The following is an 18,865-nucleotide window of genomic DNA, read 5'->3' as shown; positions in this document are numbered from 1 at the left end:
TTTTTTCCCGCCATGCCGCAATCCGACACCCGGTCCTCCCGCAGCGCCGTCGCCCGGCGTATCGAGCGCTGGCGCGCCTCCGGCGCGGGAACGGCGGCGATCGCGGTGAACGGGTTCTTTCTGTGGGCGCTCTATCTCATCGTGCCGATGGAGCGCGGCTTCATGCGCTCGGTCTGCGAGCGGAAGGCATTTCTCTATCCGCAGGTGGACTTCGACCGCCCGCGGCTTCTTGATCCGCTCCGGATCCTGGTGCAGACGCTCTGGCTCCTGCTCGTGAAGCCCCCGAGGCGGAACGCGCGCTCGCCCTGGGCGAGGCTCGTCGCCGGCGTCGTGGCGGTGCTCCGCGCGATGGGCGCGGTGATCGGGCGGCTCGGCGACCTCTGGGGCGCGCTCTGTCTCGCGCTCGTGCGTCGGCTGCCCTCGCTCTCCGAGGATGCGGACCAAGCGGATGAGGGAAACGCCGCAGGGAAGGGGAGCGGCTGGGGCCGGCGGGCCGCGGTCACGGTGATCGTGCTCATCGGCTTCGCGCTCGCGGCGCTCTCGATCACGCAGCCCTTCGCGCTCGAGGGCCAGGTGGTCTTCCTCTCCTTCATGTTTTTCTCGATGATCGCGCTCGTGCGCGTGAAGGCGCGCATCACGCTGATGCTCCTCTTCGTGATCTCGATCGTGGTCTCGGCGCGCTACCTCTGGTGGCGTGCCACGGCGACGCTCAACACCTCGACCGGGCTCGACATCTTCTTCACGGGCGCGCTGCTCGCGGCGGAGATCTATGCCTTCGCCGTGATGGTTCTCGGCTACTTCCAGGTCTGCTGGGCGCTCGACCGCCGCATCTGCCCGCTGCCCGGGGACCGGAGCACCTGGCCCACGGTGGACGTCTTCATCCCGACCTACAACGAGTCGCTCGAGGTGATCAAGCCGACGGTCTACGCGGCGCTCAACCTCGACTGGCCTGCGGAGAAGCTGCGCGTCCACATCCTCGACGACGGCAGCCGCGCGTTCGTCGAGGACTTTGCGCGCGAGACGGGCGCGGGCTACATCCGCCGCGAGGAACATAAACACGCCAAGGCGGGCAACATCAACCACGCGCTCACGGTCACGTCGGGCGAGCACATCGTCATCTTCGACTGCGACCACGTGCCCTCGAAGGACTTCCTTGTCTCGACCGTGGGCTGGCTCGTGCGCGATCCGAGGATCGCGCTCGTGCAGACGCCGCATCACTTCTACTCGCCCGATCCGTTCGAGAAGAACCTGCACCTCGATCCCGCGCAGCCAATCGAAAACTCGCTCTTCCACGATTTCATCCAGAAGGGCAACGACACCTGGAACGCGACGATGTTCTGCGGCTCGAGCGCCGTGATGCGCCGCAGGGCCCTGGAAGAAGTGGGCGGCATCGCGATCGAGACCGTGACCGAGGACGCGCACACGTCGCTCAAACTCAACCGCCGCGGCTGGAAGTCCGCCTTCATCTCGCGCCCGCTCGCGTCGGGCCTTTCCACCGACACGCTCGCCGCCCACATCGGGCAGCGCATCCGCTGGGCGCGCGGCATGATCCAGATCCTGAGGCGCGACTGCCCGCTCCTCGGGCGCGGCCTCACGCTGCCGCAGCGGCTCTGCTTCTTCAACGCGATGCTGCACTTCCTGCACGGGCTGCCGAGGATCATCTTTCTGCTCGCGCCCTTGCCCTACATGCTCGCCGACGTCTACGTGATCTACGCGACGGCCGCTTCGATCTTCGCCTACGTCGTGCCGCACATGGTGCACTCGGCCGTGACGAACCAGCGCCTGCAGCACGGCTACCGCTATCCCTTCCTCTCCGGGGTCTACGAGACGGTGCTCTCCTGGTACATCCTCGTGCCCACGGCGGTCGCGCTCATCGCGCCGGGCGTCGGCAAGTTCAACGTGACCGCGAAGGGCGGCACGATCGACAGCAAGTATCTCGACTGGGGCATCACGAAGCCCTACCTCGTGCTCCTCGCGCTCAACTTCGCCGGACTCCTCGCGGGCTTCTGGAAGGCCTTCGCCTCGCCCGATCCCGAGTACCTGACGCTCGCGATCAACATGGGCTGGATCGTCTACAACCTGATGATCCTCGGCGCCACGATGGCTGTGGCGGTCGAGGAGGTGCAGCGCGACCGCTTCCCCCGCGTGCCGCTCGAGCTCGGCGTCCGCGTGGCTGTCCCAGGCTGTAAGGACCTGCCTCTGCGCATGACCGCCTTCTCGCAGGAGGGCGTGCGCGTGGAACCGGCGGCCGGGGACGAGGCGGCGTTCAGCGCGTTCGCCCGTCTTCCCGAGGGGACGCCCGTCACCGTGGCGATACCGAACGAGGACGGCTCCCCGGAGGCTTTCTCCGCAAGGCTCGGCGTCACGGAGGAGGGCAGGCGCGATCTGCTCATCGACTTCGCCTCGGCCGCGGACGAGCGGCGCTTCAATTCGCTCACCTTCGCGAGGCGCGGCGTCTGGGCGCAGGCGCCGGACCACCCCGTCGACGACCGCTTCCTCACGGGCTTCCTGGCGCTCGGGCGCCTCGCGCTCTACGGTTACCGCTCGATGGTCGAGTTCCTCCCCGGGCGGACATTGCCAAGGGTGCGCGACTTCATTGCCTCGCTCCTGCCCCGAACGCCAAGAGCCGGACAAAAGAACTGCTGACTGATACGGATGAATGTGAACCTGATGAAAACGATGGAAAAGACAAGATTCACCGGGCTGATGTGCGCGGTGCTCGCCGCGGGGCTCCTCGCGGCCGAGTCCGTCCCGGCCGCCGGGGAGCAGGCGCCCGCGCCCGTCTGGCGCACCGACGTGATGAGCGTGCGCGTGGAGAAGGCGCCCTTGATCGGGCTCGTTCCGGGCGGCACGGCGCGGTCGGTGAGGCTCACGGGCCTCTCGCGCGAGCAGATCTTTGACTTCGGCGTCCGCGCCGACGACGTGGTCTCGGGGGCCTCGGTCGACCTCGCCTTCCAGGCGTCGGCCTCGGTGCTGCCTCGGGTGTCGCAGGTGAACGTGTACTTGAACGGCGAGCTGCAGCGCTCCACGACGCTCGGCGAAGACATGATCGGGAAGCCCGCGCTCATCACCGTTCCGCTCAACGTCAAGGCCATCCGCTCGCAGAACCGCATCACGGTCGAGTTCATCGGGCACGTGCGCTCGGTCTGCGAGAACCCCGCCGACGAGTCGCTCTGGCTCGACGTGAGCCAGGCGAGCCGCCTCGTGCTCGAGAAGTCCCGCATCCGTCTCGCGAACGACATCACGCGGCTCCCCGCGCCCTTCATCGACACGGCCTCCGGCGCCGCCGCGCGTCTGCCCTTCGTCTTCGCCTCGGCGCCGTCGAGCCGGATGAAGGAGGCCGCGGCCGTGCTCGCGAGCTCCGCGGGCCGGCGCACCGCCTGGCGCGGCGCGGACTTTCCCGTCTACTACAACGCGCTCCCCGGCCCCGAGCACTTCGTGGTCTTCGCGACCAACGCGGACCGCCCGACGTTCCTGAAGGACCTGCCGCCCGTCGCGGGTCCCCAGGTCTCGGTGATGGACGCGCCGGGCGCGCTCGCCGAGAAGATGCTCGTCATCGCCGGCCGTGACGAGGACGACATCCTCACGGCGGTGAAGGCGCTCGTGCGCGAAGGGAACGTCATGATCGGCGACGTCTTCCGCCCGGGGAAGCTCGCGGAGACGCCGCCCCGCGAGCCCTATGACGCCCCGAACTGGCTGCCGGTGGGCAAGACCGTGCAGCTCTCGGCGCTCATGGAATATCAGGGCCAGTTCTCGAGCCGCGGCTACCGCATGCCGCCCGTGACGGTGCCGGTGCGGCTCGCCCCGGACCTCTACATGACGAGCGACGCGAACCTCACGCTCTCGGTGAAGTACCGCAGCACGAAGCCGATGGCGGGCGAGGCGGCGCAGTTCCGCGTGTATCTGAACGGCTCGCTCATCGATTCCGACCCGATGGCCGCGACCGAGGGCAGGGGCGAACGGACGATCGCACTCCCCGGCTTCTACGGGGCGCTCGCCGACAACCCTGCGGGCGCGCTTGCGCTCCAGCAGGAGAATCAGCTCTCCTTTGCCGTCGAGTACGAGCGCACGGCCGAGGGCGGGTCCCCGGAGAACTGCAAGTCGGTGATGCCCCTCACGCACCAGATGGAGATCGAGCCCTCGTCGACGATCCGCCTCGAGGGCCTCTGGCACGAGGCGAGGCTCCCTGACCTGAGGCTCTTCCTCAGGACGGGCTACCCCTTCACGAAGTGGGCGGACCTCTCGCACACCGTCGTGCTGATCGCCGAGAAGGCGGGCGCGAACGAGGTCTCGACGATGCTGAACGCCGTCGCCCGCATGTCGGCCGTCACGGGCGCGGTCGCCGACCGCGTGCGCGTCACGTCCACTGCCTCGGATCCGCTGGTCGCGGAGCGCGACGTCCTTGCGATCGGACCGCTCCCCACGCGCATGAGCGACATCAATCCGGAGCGCGCGCTTGAGCTCCAGGGGAGCGTCGGGGACGCGATCCGGCTGGGCAAGGATGATGCGCACGTCTTCCGGCCTCCCGAGGCGGGCGTGATCGGCGAGGCGATCTCGGCCGTGGTCGCGCTCGAGAACCCGCGCTCGGGCGGACACTCCGTCGTGGCGCTCCTCTCCGAGGGGCCGGCGAGTTCGCTCGAACTGAACGCCCAGCTCGCGAACCCGGCGTCGCTTCGCAACGTCACCGGGTCGGTCGCGGTGATGACACCGTCCTCCGTCTCCTCCTGGGCCGTGGGCGAGCGCTACACCGTGGGCGACCTCCCCTGGTACCACAAGGTCTGGCGGCGGATCTCGCGCCACCCGGGCTGGCTCGTCGTCTGCGCGCTCGCGAGCGCGCTCGTGATCGGGCTCGCCGCCTTTGTCTTCATGCGCCGCTGGGTGGGAGGACGTGAAAAGTGATGGGTTTCAGGAATATGAAGAAACGCGCGGCTGAGACAGTCTCCATTGCCGTCTCCGCGGTGCTCGTGACGCTTGCCATTGCGCTCCCGGCGCATGCCGCCTGGCCGCTCTGGAACGATTTCGTGGCCGCGAACGTCGAGGAGTCGCGTGTGGTGGACAGGAGCGACTCGCGCCGCATCACGACGAGCGAGGGGCAGTCCTACGCGCTCTTCTTCGCGCTGGTCGCGAACGACCCGGTCCGCTTTGACGCGATCCTCGACTGGACGGAGAAGAACCTCTCCGGGGGTGACATCACGAAGACGCTCCCCGCCTGGCTCTGGGGACGGACGACGAACGGCAGCTGGGGCGTGCTCGACACGAACAACGCCACCGACAGCGACATGTGGATCGCCTACGCGCTCCTCGAGGCCGGCCGCATCTGGGAGCGGAAGGACCTCACCGCCAAGGGACTCGCGATGATGGGGCTTCTCAAGGCCCACGTCCGCGAGGTCGAGAACCTTGGGAGCGTGCTCCTCCCGGGCCGCGTCGGCTTCGAGGACAAGAACGGCACGGTGAAGCTCAACCCGAGCTACTACCCGCTCTTTATTCTCAGGCGCTTCGCCGCCGAGGATGCCTTCTGGGCGCGGGTGTACGACGGGTCGCTCGCGATGCTCGTGCGCTCGGCCCCGTCGGGCTTCTCGCCCGAGTGGGCGCGGTTCACCGCCTCCGGGCGGTTGGTCAAGCCCGAGGGCGAGGACTGCGGCACGGGAAGCTACAACGCCATCCGCACCTACATGTGGGCGGGCATGCTCTCGCCCGCGGACCCCTCGCGCACGATCCTCGCGCGCCAGTTCGCGCCGATGGTCGCCGCGACCCGCGCGCTCAACTTTCCGCCTGAGAAGACGAACGTCGCCACGGGCGACGTGAGCGCGCCGGGGCCGGACTACTTCGGCGCGTGCCTGCTCACGCTCCTCGGCAATGACCGCACCGCGGGGCTGATCCGCACGGTGCTCACCAACGAGGGCGTGAACCCGGAGCGCTACTACGGCAACGTGCTCACGCTCTTCGGACTCGGCTTTGACGAGGGCCGCTGGGGCTTCGCGCCCGACGGCAGGCTCATCCTTGAGGGTGGCGGGGGTGTGAATTGACCGATCTGAACGACAAGGACTCCCGGACCGAAGCGCTCGAAGCCGCCGCCGCGGTCCGCCTGCCGCTCGAGGGGCTCGGCGGCTGGAACCTCTACTTCCTCGCGAAGCTCGGGCTCGTCGCGGCCGGGTACCTCACGCTCGCCGTGCTCTGGAACGCGCTTTTGATCGCCGTGCTCATGGTGCCCATGAAGTGGCGCGCCGTGCGGTGGCTGAGAACCGCCGGGTGCATCGTCGCCGCGGCGGCGCTCCTCTGGAGCGAGAGCTGGCTGCCGGGCCCGGAGAGCATCATGGCAAACGCGGGCGGCATCCGCGGGTTCTCCTGGAACTATCTCCTCGAGCTCGCGCTCGACTTCATCAACTGGCAGATGGTCGGGGCGGCCGCGCTCGGGATCCTCCTCTGGGTGCTCCTGAAGGACACGATCCGCTTCACGTTCGTCACGCTCGTCTGCTTCGTCGGCATGGCGGCGGCGCCGGCCTTGGATGCCTTCCGCACGCACGAGACCGCCGACGAGGTTGTGACCGCATCGGCCCGGACGGCTCCCGCCGAGGGCGAGGCCGCGGAGAGCGCGACCGTGAAGGAGTGGTACGAGGCGTTCCTTGCGTTCGAAAAGGAGAGAAGGGCGGAGTTCCCCACGGGGATCCCGGAGAAGGACACGCCCTTTGACATCCTGCTCCTCAACATCTGCTCGCTCGCGAACGACGACCTCGCCGCCTCGCAGCTCGACGGCCACCCGGTCCTCGACCGTTTCAACGTCCGCTTCGACCGCTTCAACGCCGCGACCTCGTACTCGGGACCCGCGGCGCTCAGGCTCCTCACCGGCGCCTGCGGCCAGCCCTCGCACAACGATCTCTACGGCGAGCGCCGCACGGACTGCGAGGTGATGAACAAGCTCGGGGCCCTCGGCTACTCGCAGCATCTGATGATGGATCACTCGGGTGAGTACGACAACTTCCTGCAGACGATCCGCGACAAGACGGGCCTTGCGGCGCCGCTCGAGTCGAAGGGGAAGCCCATCCCCATCCGCTACATGGGGTTCGATGACGAGGAACTCGCCGACACGCTCGGGTTGCTCAGGTTCTGGCAGCGCACGACCGCCCGCGCGAAGGAAAAGCGCAGCGTCACCTTCATGAACCTCATCTCGCTCCACGACGGCAACCGTCTCCCGCGCCACGGGCGCTCCGAGGCCTTCAAGCCGCGCGCGCAGCGCATGCTCGACGACCTGAACACCTTCATGCGGGAGCTTGACCGCACGGGCCGCCGCGTGATGCTCGTCGTGGTCCCCGAGCACGGCGCCGCCGTGCGAGGCGACCGCATCCAGGCGCCGCGCCTGCGCGACATCCCGAGCCTGAGAATCACCGAGGTGCCAGTGATGGTGAAGTTCTTCGGCGTCCGGGGACTCCCCGAGCAGCCCATCCACGTCACGGGCCCCACGAGCTACCTCGCGCTCACGTCGCTCATCGGCCGCACGCTCTCGACCAACTTCTTCAGCGCGCGCGGCGGCGCGGTGCCGATGGAGGAACTCGTGAAGGACCTCCCCGAGACGCATCCGGTCTCGGAGAACGGCCAGGCGAAGGTGCTCGAGATGAAGGGCGTCGAGTACCTCAAGCGCAACGACGGGGACTGGAGACCGTACGGGAAGTGACGGCTTCGATCTGAAACTCAGGTGAAATGAGCGCCCTTTCCCGTGTTTCGTGCCGGGGAAGGGCGTTTTTTCAGCGATTCGCCGAAAAATAACGTGAATGCGGGATAGGTCTGGGCACCCGACCCCTCCGCGTGAACCGTCTGCTGACGCACCCCTCGTGCAGAATGATCTCACTGCCTCACGGAGCAAAGCTTCGGGTCGGCACCGGATTTATCAACACGACACAAGGTAACACCTATGTCCAGAAACACCAGCAGCAAAAACGGCGGCACGAACGCCCGCGCCGGTCAGAGGAACGGCGGCGGCCGCGGCGGCAGACAGTCGCCCCGCAGTCGGTCGGAAGAGAGGAACATGAGACCCGGCCTCGAGCTCCTCTATACGATCGCGCTCGAGCGCGGCATCCTGAGCGACCTCACGGAAGCGCTCGGTGACGCGAAACTCGCCGAATCGGTCCTGGGACTCGCCGGCATTTGTCTCGCAGCCGGAGACGTCCTGAGAGAAGATGATCCCGAGGCGGAATTCCGCAGGACCTTCAGGGAGAATTACGGAAGGGACACGACCGCCGCCCGGATTGTGGAGGAACTCGCCGGCCGCATGAAGGCCGCTGACTTTGAGGAGAACTACGCCGAACTGCGCGCGTCCCGTCTGTCCGGTTCCTTCGTGTATCAGGCCTATGCGAACCTCGCCGAGTCCGATGAGGATTTCAACAAGCATGCGGGGCTCAATCTCGGCATCGTCATGGAGAAGGGCTTCGCGAAGGACTGCGTGCTCGCCGTGCCTCATCCCCTGGGAACGGCGATCAGGTCCGATGACGTGCTCCTCTCGACCTCCGCGGCCCTGAGGGCGCCTCTGCGCTTTCTCCTCGGAGAGTTCAATTACGACAGCGGCCGCGGGAAAGAACGTCCGGTGCTCGCCGCAGCGGAAGCGGCCGGGTTCACCGCCTTCAGGCACCTGCTTTCCGTCGATCCGGGCACGAGGCTTCACCGGTTCATTGAGAAGCACTTCGGCGAGTGCATCCTGCCCCGCGTCTACATCCCTGAATTCAAGACCTTCGCTGTGCGCGTGCCCGGCGAGGCGGAAGGGGGCGAGGAGGGGCGTGTGCAGTACATACTGCTGCCGAAGGACGCCTACATCGGGACGATTGAGTTCCTGAGCGACCAGATTCAGGAGCTGCGGGCCGCGTACCGCGCCGGAATGGGACGGTTCGGCAGCAGAGCAGAGCGTCTGGAGCCGGATCTGGACCTCTTTGATGTCCACTCCCGGGTGACGGCATGTTCCTGCATCGCAGGCACGGCGGAGATCCCGCCCTGTGAACTCGCGAGGATGAATTTCCAGGGCATGGAGTTCTCGGACATCTTCACCCGTTTCTGGGATGCGCTCACAACGCTTCTTCCTGCGGAGTGGCAGGAGGAGATGCCGCCGGAGGCCCGGGAGGCTCTCCGGCGCGCCGGCGCCTTCATGGGCGGCATCGTCCTCTCGCTCGTCTTCGCCACCGGCGCGCTGCTGCGCGATGTGCCCAGGGCATATCCCGGGACCGTGGAGATGCTCGAGGAAATCGATCCCATCGGCGTCGCCGGGGAATGGCTTTCGGGCACGCCCCACCAGGCGTTCGAGTTTCTTGAGTCGCTGCCCCTTCTCGCCTGGGGCTGGAAGGACGGGGCGAGAGTCGTCAGGGCGCTCCTGCCCTATTCAGGCCGGCCTCTCGGCGAGACCTTCCTCAGGGTGTGGAACGTCAATCTCAGCCGTCGCCACGGTCTCACGTTCGCTGAACTTCGTCGCCAGTATCCGTGCACCCCGCGCATCACCAGGAACCGATTCTGAAAAAACGCCATGACCAGAAAGAAAAAACATTACCCCCTCCCGCCGGGGATTGACTTTGTCCTGCGCGTCGCGCGCCGCCGCGCCATCGGCGAGGACCTCGCCCGGGCGCTTGGAAATGAGAAACTCGCTGACAGCGTCCTCGGCCTCGTCCTCATCATGCTCGCGGATCACTGGACCCGTCTCGAAGACGACGCCTCCGACTCGGTGCTGTACCGCATCCGGCAGATCTTCGGCCGGGGCGGCATGCGCACCGAGGCAATCCTCAGGGACCTCTCGAAGCTTGAGGACATCTCGCGGAAGTTCGGTGAACTGCGTGCCGCGCGGTTCGGGGGAACCTTCGAGGAGTACCGCGCCTATGCCAACGTCTTCGAGGATGAATACGAACTCAACCCCGCCGCCGGGTTTAACCTCGGCGTCCTGCTTCAGGACGGGGTGCCGCGGGAGTGCGTCTATGCGGCTCCCCACCGGGTGAACACCGCGCTCAAGGCGGATGATCCGCTCTTCAGGGTTCCCGCTGCGGCTGAGGTGTCCTCGCGCTGGCTCGTGGGCGGCCTCAATCGCGCCGGCGATGATGAGATCCGCTCGCTGCCTGTTCTCGTCGAGGCCGAGGCCGCAGGGTTCGCCGCGATCCGGCGGATGCATTTCTCGGATCCGAAGTCGCATCTGAGCCGGTGGCTCCACGCGCACTTTGACGAATGTCTGCTGCCGCGCTCGTACCTGCCCGAGTTCGACCGCTTTGTCACCCGTGTTCCCGGAAAGCCGGAGAACCCCGAGGAGGGGAGGGCCCGGTACTTCCTCGTGGATTTTGAGGGCTACACCAACCTGATCGAGTTCCTCCGTGAGGACGAGAACAAGCGGCTCCTGAAGGATCCTGACGAGTTCGACGCGTACGTGCGCGAGAACTCCACGGGCGCACTGGTGTGCACGAAGACGGTGTCAACGCGGGAGACGGCAGAGCTCTGGGAGGACTTCACCGGGTTTTCCGAAGCGTTCTCCGAGCTCTGGGACTCGCTTTGCATGCACGTGCCGGAGGACTGGTTCGACAGGCTGACGGACGAGTCACTCGCGGCACGCCGCCCCGCAGTCGCCCTCATCTTTCAGGTCGCGCTCTCGATTCTCTTTGAGGTCACGCACCTCCTGCGCGAGTTCGAGCGTTTCGTTCAGCTCTCGAACCCTGGCTGTGAACTCGCCGAGGATCTCGATGAATATCTCAAGGGAACGCCGGAGGCCGGCCTCAGCTTCCTCAGCGAAATCGCGTACTGTGACTGGGATGCCGGTCCCGGGGACGGAAAGCGCTACTTCAAAGGTCCCAACTCAATGCTGACGCAGCTCTTCGCCAATGTCTCCAAGCTTGAGGACGAGCTTGCCAAGGGCCGAACCGTTGAGCAGATCGCGAGCGAGCACGTGGAACCGACGGAAACGCCGCAGAACGACTGACCGCACACCCGATCGACACCCTGCGCCGGGCGGCTTCCCTGAGGAAACCGCCCGGCGTCTCTATTCCTTTCGGCCTAGTCCGGGCGATAAGCCTCGGTCCGCCTTTCGGGAACTGTTGCACGGGTGAGATAGGTGGCACGATGACGTCTTCCACCGGCCCGACCCCTTTTTCCCCTGGAGCCGGTGTTTCCGCATTCCGAGGAGAAGCAGATGCCGGAAGGTCGTATCACACGCGTGGTGCCCGTGACGATTGAGGACAGAACATTCGAGGAGCTCAAGCTCCCGCGCCCGATCGCGCTCTCACCGCTCACCATTCAGGAACTTTCGCCCGCGAACCAGGTGCTCTGCGCCGCGGCCGCGGGCTACAGCCACGTGGGACTGAGGCTCGTGCCCGCGTTCCCCACCGAGGCCCGCTGGGGCATGGTGGGCGACACGCCGATGGTGCGCGAGGTGGAGACGAATCTGAGGCTCACGGGCATGAAGGTGCTCGACGTCGAGGCGCTGCGCGTCAAGCCCGACACCCGGGCGGTCAACTGGGAGCCCTTCTTCGAGACCGCGGAGCGGCTCGGCGCGACCGAGGTGCGCGTCGTCGGCAACGACCCGGATCTGAGCCGCTTCGCCGACAACTTCGCCGAGCTCTGCGAGCTCGCCTTCCCGCACGGGCTCGCGCTCAGCATCGAGCCGATGCCCTGGAACGACCTCTCGACCGTGAAGCAGACGGGCGAGGTGCTCGAGCATGTGAACCACGTCAACGCGGGGCTCCTCGTCGACCCGATCCACTTCTTCCGTGCGAAGAACACCTTCGCCGACATCGACGCGCTTCCGCCGGGGGCGCTGCGCTACTGCCAGATGTGCGACATGACGGTTCCCCCGAAGAACATGGACGAGGTCATCTTCCAGGCGCGCAACTACCGCCTCTCGCCCGGCGCCGGCACGGCGGACCTGAAGGGTCTGCTCGCGCACCTCAAGGACATCCCCATTTCGGTCCAGTGCATCAACAACCGGCTCGTGCTCTCGATGTCGCCGCTCGACCGCTCCCGCATGTACCTCGAGGACACGGTCGCGCTCCTCAACTCGATCGGTGAGGTGTGAGATCTGTCGTTCTATGACGAACCAGGGAATTCAGTGATGATTTCGTGAGTATCCGGGCTCCGGTGTCTGACGATCCGGAGCTCGATGTGTCTCTGAATCAGAATTTTCGGCAGGAAGGATGGGATTGTTGGATTTTGAGTTGTATTGATCGATCCTGAAATGAAGCAACGCATTGAATCTTAAGTGGAATTATTTGGTAGAAGCTGTAAGTATCCATTCCGATACGGGTGACGGACACCGCCCGCGGGCGGTATGCGAAAGATCTAGTGCTCTCTACGATATCTCCATCGGTCGGGATAAGTCACCGGACTTAATCACCAGAAGTTTTCCTGTCCGGGTCCCGGCTGTATGACCAGGAGATATTGAGAATGTCTAGTCGTCGTCAGTTCATCGGCGGTGCCGCCGCCCTTGCCGCCGGAAGTCTTGCCTTCAGCCGCGCCGCGAGCGCGAAGGTCACGCCCGTGACGCTCAAGGAAAAGAAGTTCCCCGAGCTCAAGCTCCCCCGCCCGATCGGCCTCGCCGCCCTGACGGTGCTTGACCTCTCGCCCGCGAACCAGGTGCTCTGCGCCGCGGCCGCCGGCTACAGCCACGTCGGCATCCGCCTCGTTCCGGCCACCCCGACCGAGACGCAGTACTCGATGATCGGCGACACGCCGATGATCCGCGCCGTCGAGGCGAACCTGAAGTCCACCGGCGTCAAGGTGCTTGACGTCGAGATCCTGCGCCTCAAGCCCGACACCCGCGCGGTCAACTGGGTGCCGTTCTTCGAGACGGGCGCCCGCCTCGGCGCCTCCCAGGTGCTCGTGGCCGGCAACGACCCCGACATCAACCGCCTCACGGACAACTTCGCCCAGCTCTGCGAGCTCGCGCACCCCTACGGCCTCTCGCTCAACATCGAGCCGATGCCCTGGTGCGACCTCTCGACCGTCAAGCAGACGGGCGAGGTGATCCGCAAGGTGAACCGCCCGAACGCCGGCGTCCTCATCGACCCGATCCACTACTACCGCGCGAAGAACGAGTACGCGGACATCGACAACCTGCCGCAGGGCGCGCTCCACTACTGCCAGATGTGCGACCTCACGGCCGCCACGCCGAAGGACATGGACGGCATCCTCTACCAGGCCCGCAACTTCCGCCTCTCGCCGGGCACCGGCGCCGGCGACCTGCCGCAGCTCCTCAGCCACCTGAAGGGTCTGCCCATCTCGATCGAGTGCTGCAACGCCGACCTCGCGCTCACGATGTCGCCGCTCGACCGCGCCCGCATGTACCTCGAGGACATGGTCGCGGTGCTCAACAAGGCGGGCGAGTTCTGATCGGATTCCCGCAGCTGATCTTTCTCCAGCGTGAAAGCGGCCGGTGTCTTTCTTCAGGGACACCGGCCGTTTTCCGTATCCGCCTGGGACAGGCGTCACTTCGTCGGGAGCGCGAAGATGCGGTTGAGTTCCTCGGTCGGGAGGTCGCCGATCCACGATTCGCCCGTGGTGACGGTCATCTCCGCGAGGTCGCGCTTCGATTCGAGCATGTCGTTGATGCGCTCCTCGAACGTCGCCGCGGTGATGAAGCGCCAGACGAGCACGTCGCGTCGCTGCCCGATGCGGAAGGCGCGGTCGGTGGCCTGCGCCTCCACGGCCGGGTTCCACCAGAGGTCATAGTGGATGACCGCCGAGGCCGCGGTGAGGTTGAGACCCGTGCCGCCCGCCTTGAGCGAGAGGATGAGAATGCGCGACGAGCGGTCCGTCTGGAAGCGGTCGACCATCTCCTGGCGGCGCTTCGCGGGCACGCCGCCGTGCAGGAACTCGGGCTCGGCGCCGGTCGCGGCGGCGATCCACTTCTGCAGGCGCTCGCCCATCTCGCGGTACTGCGTGAAGATGAGCACCTTGCGGTCGGCCTCGGCGCACTCGCCCAGAACCTCGAGGAGCGCGTCGCCTTTTCCCGAGTCGGGGAGCGGCGCCTCGGTCTTCATGAACTGCGAGGGCGAGTTGCAGATCTGCTTCAAGCTCGTGATGAGCTTCAGCACCATTCCCCGGCGGGCGAGGCGTCCCCCGAGCGTGTTCGCGTCCTCGGCGTTCTCGAGCTCCCTGATCTTGTCCATCATCTTCTTCAGGGTCTTTGCGTAGAGCGCGGCCTGCTCGGGATGCATCGTCGTGAAGTGATCGATCGTGTTCTTCTCGGGCAGGTCGGCGATGATCGACTTGTCGCTCTTCAGGCGCCTCAGCATGAAGGGCGCCGTCAGCCGCCGGAAGGCCTCGACGGCCTGCGGGTCGTGGTCGGCCTCGATGGGCTTGGCGAACGTCTCGCTGAAGTCCTTCTGCGTGCCGAGGATGCGGGGCTGCACCGCTGAGAGAATCGACCAGTACTCCATCAGGCGGTTCTCGACCGGCGTGCCGGTCATGGCGATGAGGAGCTCGGTCTTCAGGCCCCGCACGGCCGCGGTCTGGGCCGAGGTGACGTTTTTGATCGCCTGCGCCTCGTCGAGCACCACGAGCTTCCAGCGGCGCTCGGAGAGGAACTCGAAGTCGCGCCTCAGTGTCCCGTAGCTCGTGAGCGTTACGTCGGGAAGGTCCTTCGGAGCGGGCAGCGACCGGTCGGCGCCGTGGTAGACGCCGCAGGTCAAGGACGGCGCGAACTTCGCGATCTCGCGCGTCCAGTTCGTGATGAGGGTGGTGGGGACGACGGCGAGCACGCGCTTTTCCTTCAGTTCCCCGCGGTTCCTGAGCTCGAGGATCGCGCTGATCACCTGGAGCGTCTTGCCGAGGCCCATGTCGTCCGCGATGAGGGCGCCCATGCCGAGGCCCATGTTCTTCATGAGCCACGAGTAGCCCCTCTCCTGGTAGGGGCGAAGCGTCGCGGTGAGCCCCTGCGGGGGCGGCACGTCGGTGACCTCGGTGATGTGCTCGAGCGCGAGCTTCACCTCGGGCGAGACCTCGACGGGCATGCCCTCGAATTCGCCGAGCAGAACCGCGCGCATCTTCTCGAGCGGCGTCAGCTTCGGCGGCGTCTCGAGCGAGCGGCGGATGCGGTTGATCTCCTCGGGGTCGAGGTAGACGAAGTCCTCGCCCATCTGCACGATCTCGCCCGCGTGGGCGTCGGCGAGCGCGAGGAATTCCTCCTCCGACATCTCCCGCCCGCCGATCGAGACGCGCCAGTCGAATTCGGCGAGCGCGTCGCGCGAGAGCAGGCTCTTGGCGAATCCCTTGCCCGTGCTGACAGCGCCGGTGAGCGTCGGCCGCAGGAGCTTCCTCATCGAGTTGGGAAGCATCACCGTGACGCCGAGGATGGCCAGCAGCGGCGCCGTGTCAAAGAGAAAGTCCTTGAGCTCGGTGAGGGCGAGCTTGCCGGGCTTGCCCTTGTTCACGCGGATCGCGTCGATCTGCGGGCTCTCGCGGCCGAGCGCGCGCAGCACCGAGAGCGCGGCGTAGCGGTGCGCGCTCCAGCGCTCGTTCTTCATGAGCGTGCGAAAGAGCAATGGCCGGTCCTTCGGGAGTCCCTCGACCGAGGCGGCCGGGTCGTCGGGAAACTCGATCTCGTCCTCGGCGTCGTCGTCTGGGGCGGCGAGCGCTGTCTCGGTGGCCTTCGCCATGTCGGCCGAGCGCGAGAGGATGCCGAAGTTCACGCGGATCCCGCCCTTGGGCGCCGAGCGCACGGTGAGCACCGGCTGCCAGGGATAGGCGTCGGCGAGCGTGAAGTGCTTGAGCACCCGCGCGAGCGACTCGCCCGCGATCGGGTCGATGCGGCCGTCGAACTCGGAGAGGTCGATCGAGAGCATCAGTGCCTCGAAGATGTCCGAGGGGTCGGGGCGGCGCAGCCAGCGGTACATCGCGTCGCCCATCCAGCCCGCGATGGCGGCCGAGAGGCAGAGGAGCGCCGTGCGCTCGGGCGAGCCCGCGCAGATGTCCGCGGCTTCGCCGCAAACGAGGTCGCGCGCCCAGGGCGCGATGCCGCGCGCGAGCTGCAGGACGGTCGAGCGCACGGCGGGGCTTCCGACCGCCGGGAGCCAGGCGAGGCGCGGGCAGCAGTCCTCGACCTCGGAGGACCCCTCCACCGCCGGGACCACGGCGCCCTCGGCCACGAGCCTCGCCGAGGCGAGCGCGATCTCGCGCCAGCATTCGAACACCGGGTCCATCAGCTGCACGTCGCGCGCGGGGATGCGTGCGAGCGCCGGGATGATGAAGTGAAGCTCCGTCATGAAACCCCGGGCCTTGCTCACGGCGGAGGGGATGAGCGCGACGGCGGGATCGAGGTCCTTTTTCGCAAAGTTGAGGAGCGGGAGGGGGGCCTCAGTGAAACCGGGGAAGCCCTTGGACGACCCCTTTTCGTCCTCCTCCATCTCGCTCGTGAGGAACGAGCCGAACGCCTCGAAGCCCGCGGCCGCGGAGGCCGGGCGGTCAGAGGCGTCAGGCTCGGAGGCCAGCGCAACCGCGGCCTTCGCGCCCTTCGCGGCGCGCGTGAGGATCGTCCGCACGAACCCGCGGCAGTCGCGGTTGCTCGAGATGGGGACGGACTCCGGGAAAAGCCGGACGATCACCTCGAGGAGCGGAGTGAGCGAGCGGTAGGGGATGCTGCGCAGCTCGGCGAGCGCCTGGTTCCCGGCCTCGGCGAACTCGTCGCCCGCCGGGAACTCCCGGCGCGCAGGCTGCCCGCCCCTCACGAGCGAGGTCTCCGCGCGGGCGAAGAGCTCCGCCGCTGGGAGCGGCCTCACCTTCACGGCCGCGTCGAGGTCGATGCCGCGCTCCTTGAGGCCCCGCTTCAGGTCGAGGCCGCGGAAGCGGAAGATGAAGAAGGGATCGACGTCGATCTGGTCGGCGATCATGTAGAAGACCGCCGCGATGTGCTTGCAGATGCGCGCGGAGTCCGGGCACGAGCAGCGCACCTTGAAGGAGCGCGAGCTCCTCGGGAAAAACTCGATTCCAAGCTCGTCGCAGATGTCGGCCACCTCGGGCGGGATGCGGCCGTCGAGCAGCTCGGCGATCAGGTCCGGGTCCGCGGCGATGCGGTCAAGGAGCTTCGCGGCGGCGGTCTTCGCCACCGGCTTCATGCTGAAGGAGACTTCGTAGGGCACCGTGCCCTGCACGACGGCATCGATCTGCCGCGTCGTCGGGTCGAGCGTGATCTGCCGCACACGGCCCGTGTTGGCGTAGGACTTGCCGCGCGGGATGCGGTTCGCCTCGTCCACGCGCTCGAGCGCGGCAAGCCAGGCCGAGCCCCACCAGGTGGTGCCGTATTCGCGTCGTGTGGCCATTGCTGAGGATCCTTGAAACTTCGGGGAGTGAAATATGAAACGGGCGGCCGTGCCCGGTACTCAAGCACGGCCGCCCGTAAGGATAGCGGCAGGCGGCGGGGAGCGCCACCTCAAAGGATCAGAATTTGATTCAGATTCCGTTCAGTTTCTTCGCGACGTTGCGGAAGACGCCGAAGCCGACCGGCATGCTCGTCTCGTCCTGGATCTCGAAGTCGGCGCGATGATGGCCGTGGTGGTTGCAGCCGAAGAGGAAGAACGCGCCCTGGCCGCCGTGCTCGATGACGCGGTTGACGAGGAGCGTGCAGTCCTCCGAGCCCGAGGGCTTGCTCGTGCGGAAGGTGCTCTCCACGCCCGGGACTTCCTTGGCGGCCGCCTCGACGATGCCGATGAGCTCGGGGCAGCACTGGAGCGTCGCCGCCTCGCCCGCCTTGACGAAGTCGATCTCGACCTCGTAGGCGTGGCGCACGCCCTCGATGATGTTCTGGACGGACTTCACCATGTACTGGTTCACCTCGGTCGTCTGGCCGCGGACCTCGAGCTGCATGTCGGCGTGGACCGGCGTGACGTTGCGGCCTTCGCCGGCGTTCAGGCGCCCGATCGAGATGCGGGTGACGCCCTCGCCGCTGCGGGAGATGCCCTGCATCATCATCGCGGCCGCGCAGGCGGCCATCAGGGCGCTGCGGCCCTTCTCGGGGTCCGAGCCCGCGTGGGAGGGACGGCCGTGGAAGTGGAGGTCGATCTTGGTGGAGGCGAGGAACCCGCCCTCGGAGAGGCCGACCTGGCCGAGCTTCGCGGAGGTGCCGACGTGGCCGCCGACGAGGTAGTTCACGTCGTCGACGACGCCGGAGGCGGCGATGGCGGCGGCACCGCGCACGCCTTCCTCGGCCGGCTGGAAGATCAGCTTGAAGGTGCCCTTGAGTTCGTCCTTGTGGTCGAAGAGCCAGCGCGCGACCTCGAGGCCCACGGAGGTGTGCGAGTCGTGGCCGCAGGCGTGCATGAAGCCCGGGCGCTTCGAGGCGAAGCCGCAGGCGGTCGGGACGTGGTCGGGCGAGTCGGACTCGGTGACGAGCACGCAGTCCATGTCGCAGCGGAAGGCGGTGACGGGGCCCGGACGGCCGGTCTCGAGGACGGCGACGGTGCCGGTGTAGCCCTCGGTGGCGTCGATGAACTCCTGCGGGACGCCGTGCTCGAGCGCGCGCTTGATGGCGGCCTCAACGAGCTTCGGGTCGCGGCCCATCACGGCATCGGGGTTGATCACCTTCGTTCCCTGGAGGATCGTCGTGTAGCCGATTTCGCGCAGGCGCTCAACCACGAGCCAGTTCGTCTCGAACTCGGTCCAGCCCTCCTCGGGTCTCTGGTGGATCTGACGACGGGTGCGGATCATCTCCTCGATGTACTGCGCTTCAGTGAAAGCCATGGTTTTCTCCAAATTCTTGGCCTGTGGGGTTTTGACGATGAGTCCTCGGGAGGGAACTTTTCGCGTGAGTGTCACCGCCGCAGGCCCGGGGGAGCCGGCGGCGGTTGAGTCATGCCATCGGGATCAGAACATGTCCTTGATGGCCGAGCCGATCTTGCCTGCGGTCTCCTTGGTGGCGTCCCAGCCCTTG

At 66.9% G+C, this 18,865-nt stretch carries 10 protein-coding genes; 8 read left to right on the top strand and 2 right to left on the bottom strand.

The window, feature by feature from the left end; genetic code table 11:
* Positions 1-12: 12 nt before the first annotated feature.
* The 8 genes from bcsA (at position 13) to Q4F91_RS08810 (ending at position 13,332) form a co-directional block, all read left to right on the top strand.
* Positions 13-2,646, top strand: a complete 2,634-nt coding sequence (bcsA, locus tag Q4F91_RS08845; protein WP_303336807.1) for a UDP-forming cellulose synthase catalytic subunit — start codon at positions 13-15, stop codon at positions 2,644-2,646.
* A 33-nt stretch (positions 2,647-2,679) separates the two neighbouring features.
* A complete protein-coding gene (locus Q4F91_RS08840; RefSeq protein ID WP_303336805.1) occupies positions 2,680-4,899 on the top strand; it encodes a cellulose biosynthesis cyclic di-GMP-binding regulatory protein BcsB in 2,220 nt (739 codons plus the stop codon).
* Positions 4,899-6,026, top strand: a complete 1,128-nt coding sequence (gene bcsZ, locus Q4F91_RS08835) for a cellulose synthase complex periplasmic endoglucanase BcsZ (protein WP_303336803.1) — start codon at positions 4,899-4,901, stop codon at positions 6,024-6,026. The genes Q4F91_RS08840 and bcsZ overlap by 1 nt, the downstream gene beginning before the upstream one ends.
* Positions 6,023-7,669: a cellulose biosynthesis protein BcsG gene (bcsG, locus tag Q4F91_RS08830; protein ID WP_303336801.1), complete on the top strand. Its 1,647-nt coding sequence runs from the start codon at positions 6,023-6,025 to the stop codon at positions 7,667-7,669. Before bcsZ ends, bcsG begins: the two co-directional genes overlap by 4 nt.
* A gap of 237 nt (positions 7,670-7,906) precedes the next feature.
* On the top strand, positions 7,907-9,490 hold the full coding sequence (locus Q4F91_RS08825) for a hypothetical protein (protein WP_303336798.1): 1,584 nt from the start codon (positions 7,907-7,909) through the stop codon (positions 9,488-9,490).
* 9 nt (positions 9,491-9,499) lie between these two features.
* Complete coding sequence (locus Q4F91_RS08820) at positions 9,500-10,927, top strand: hypothetical protein (RefSeq protein ID WP_303336796.1); 1,428 nt, start codon at positions 9,500-9,502, stop codon at positions 10,925-10,927.
* A 210-nt stretch (positions 10,928-11,137) separates the two neighbouring features.
* Positions 11,138-12,019, top strand: coding sequence for a sugar phosphate isomerase/epimerase (locus Q4F91_RS08815; RefSeq protein ID WP_303336794.1), 882 nt, complete (start codon positions 11,138-11,140; stop codon positions 12,017-12,019).
* A gap of 368 nt (positions 12,020-12,387) precedes the next feature.
* Positions 12,388-13,332, top strand: coding sequence for a sugar phosphate isomerase/epimerase (locus tag Q4F91_RS08810; RefSeq protein ID WP_303336792.1), 945 nt, complete (start codon positions 12,388-12,390; stop codon positions 13,330-13,332).
* A 95-nt stretch (positions 13,333-13,427) separates the two neighbouring features.
* On the opposite strand, the gene Q4F91_RS08805 is transcribed toward Q4F91_RS08810, so the two are convergent.
* Together Q4F91_RS08805 and Q4F91_RS08800 are read right to left on the bottom strand one after the other, a co-directional pair.
* Positions 13,428-17,258: an SNF2-related protein gene (locus Q4F91_RS08805; protein WP_303336790.1), complete on the bottom strand. Its 3,831-nt coding sequence runs from the start codon at positions 17,256-17,258 to the stop codon at positions 13,428-13,430.
* Positions 17,259-17,388: 130 nt separating this feature from the next.
* Positions 17,389-18,675 (bottom strand): amidohydrolase, encoded by a 1,287-nt coding sequence (locus Q4F91_RS08800; protein WP_303336788.1) that lies wholly within the window; start codon positions 18,673-18,675, stop codon positions 17,389-17,391.
* Between the last annotated feature and the right edge of the window lie 190 nt (positions 18,676-18,865).

The organism is Sutterella sp. (assembly GCF_030539355.1).
Taxonomy (GTDB): domain Bacteria; phylum Pseudomonadota; class Gammaproteobacteria; order Burkholderiales; family Burkholderiaceae_F; genus Sutterella.
This window is presented reverse-complemented; position numbering and strand designations above follow the sequence as displayed.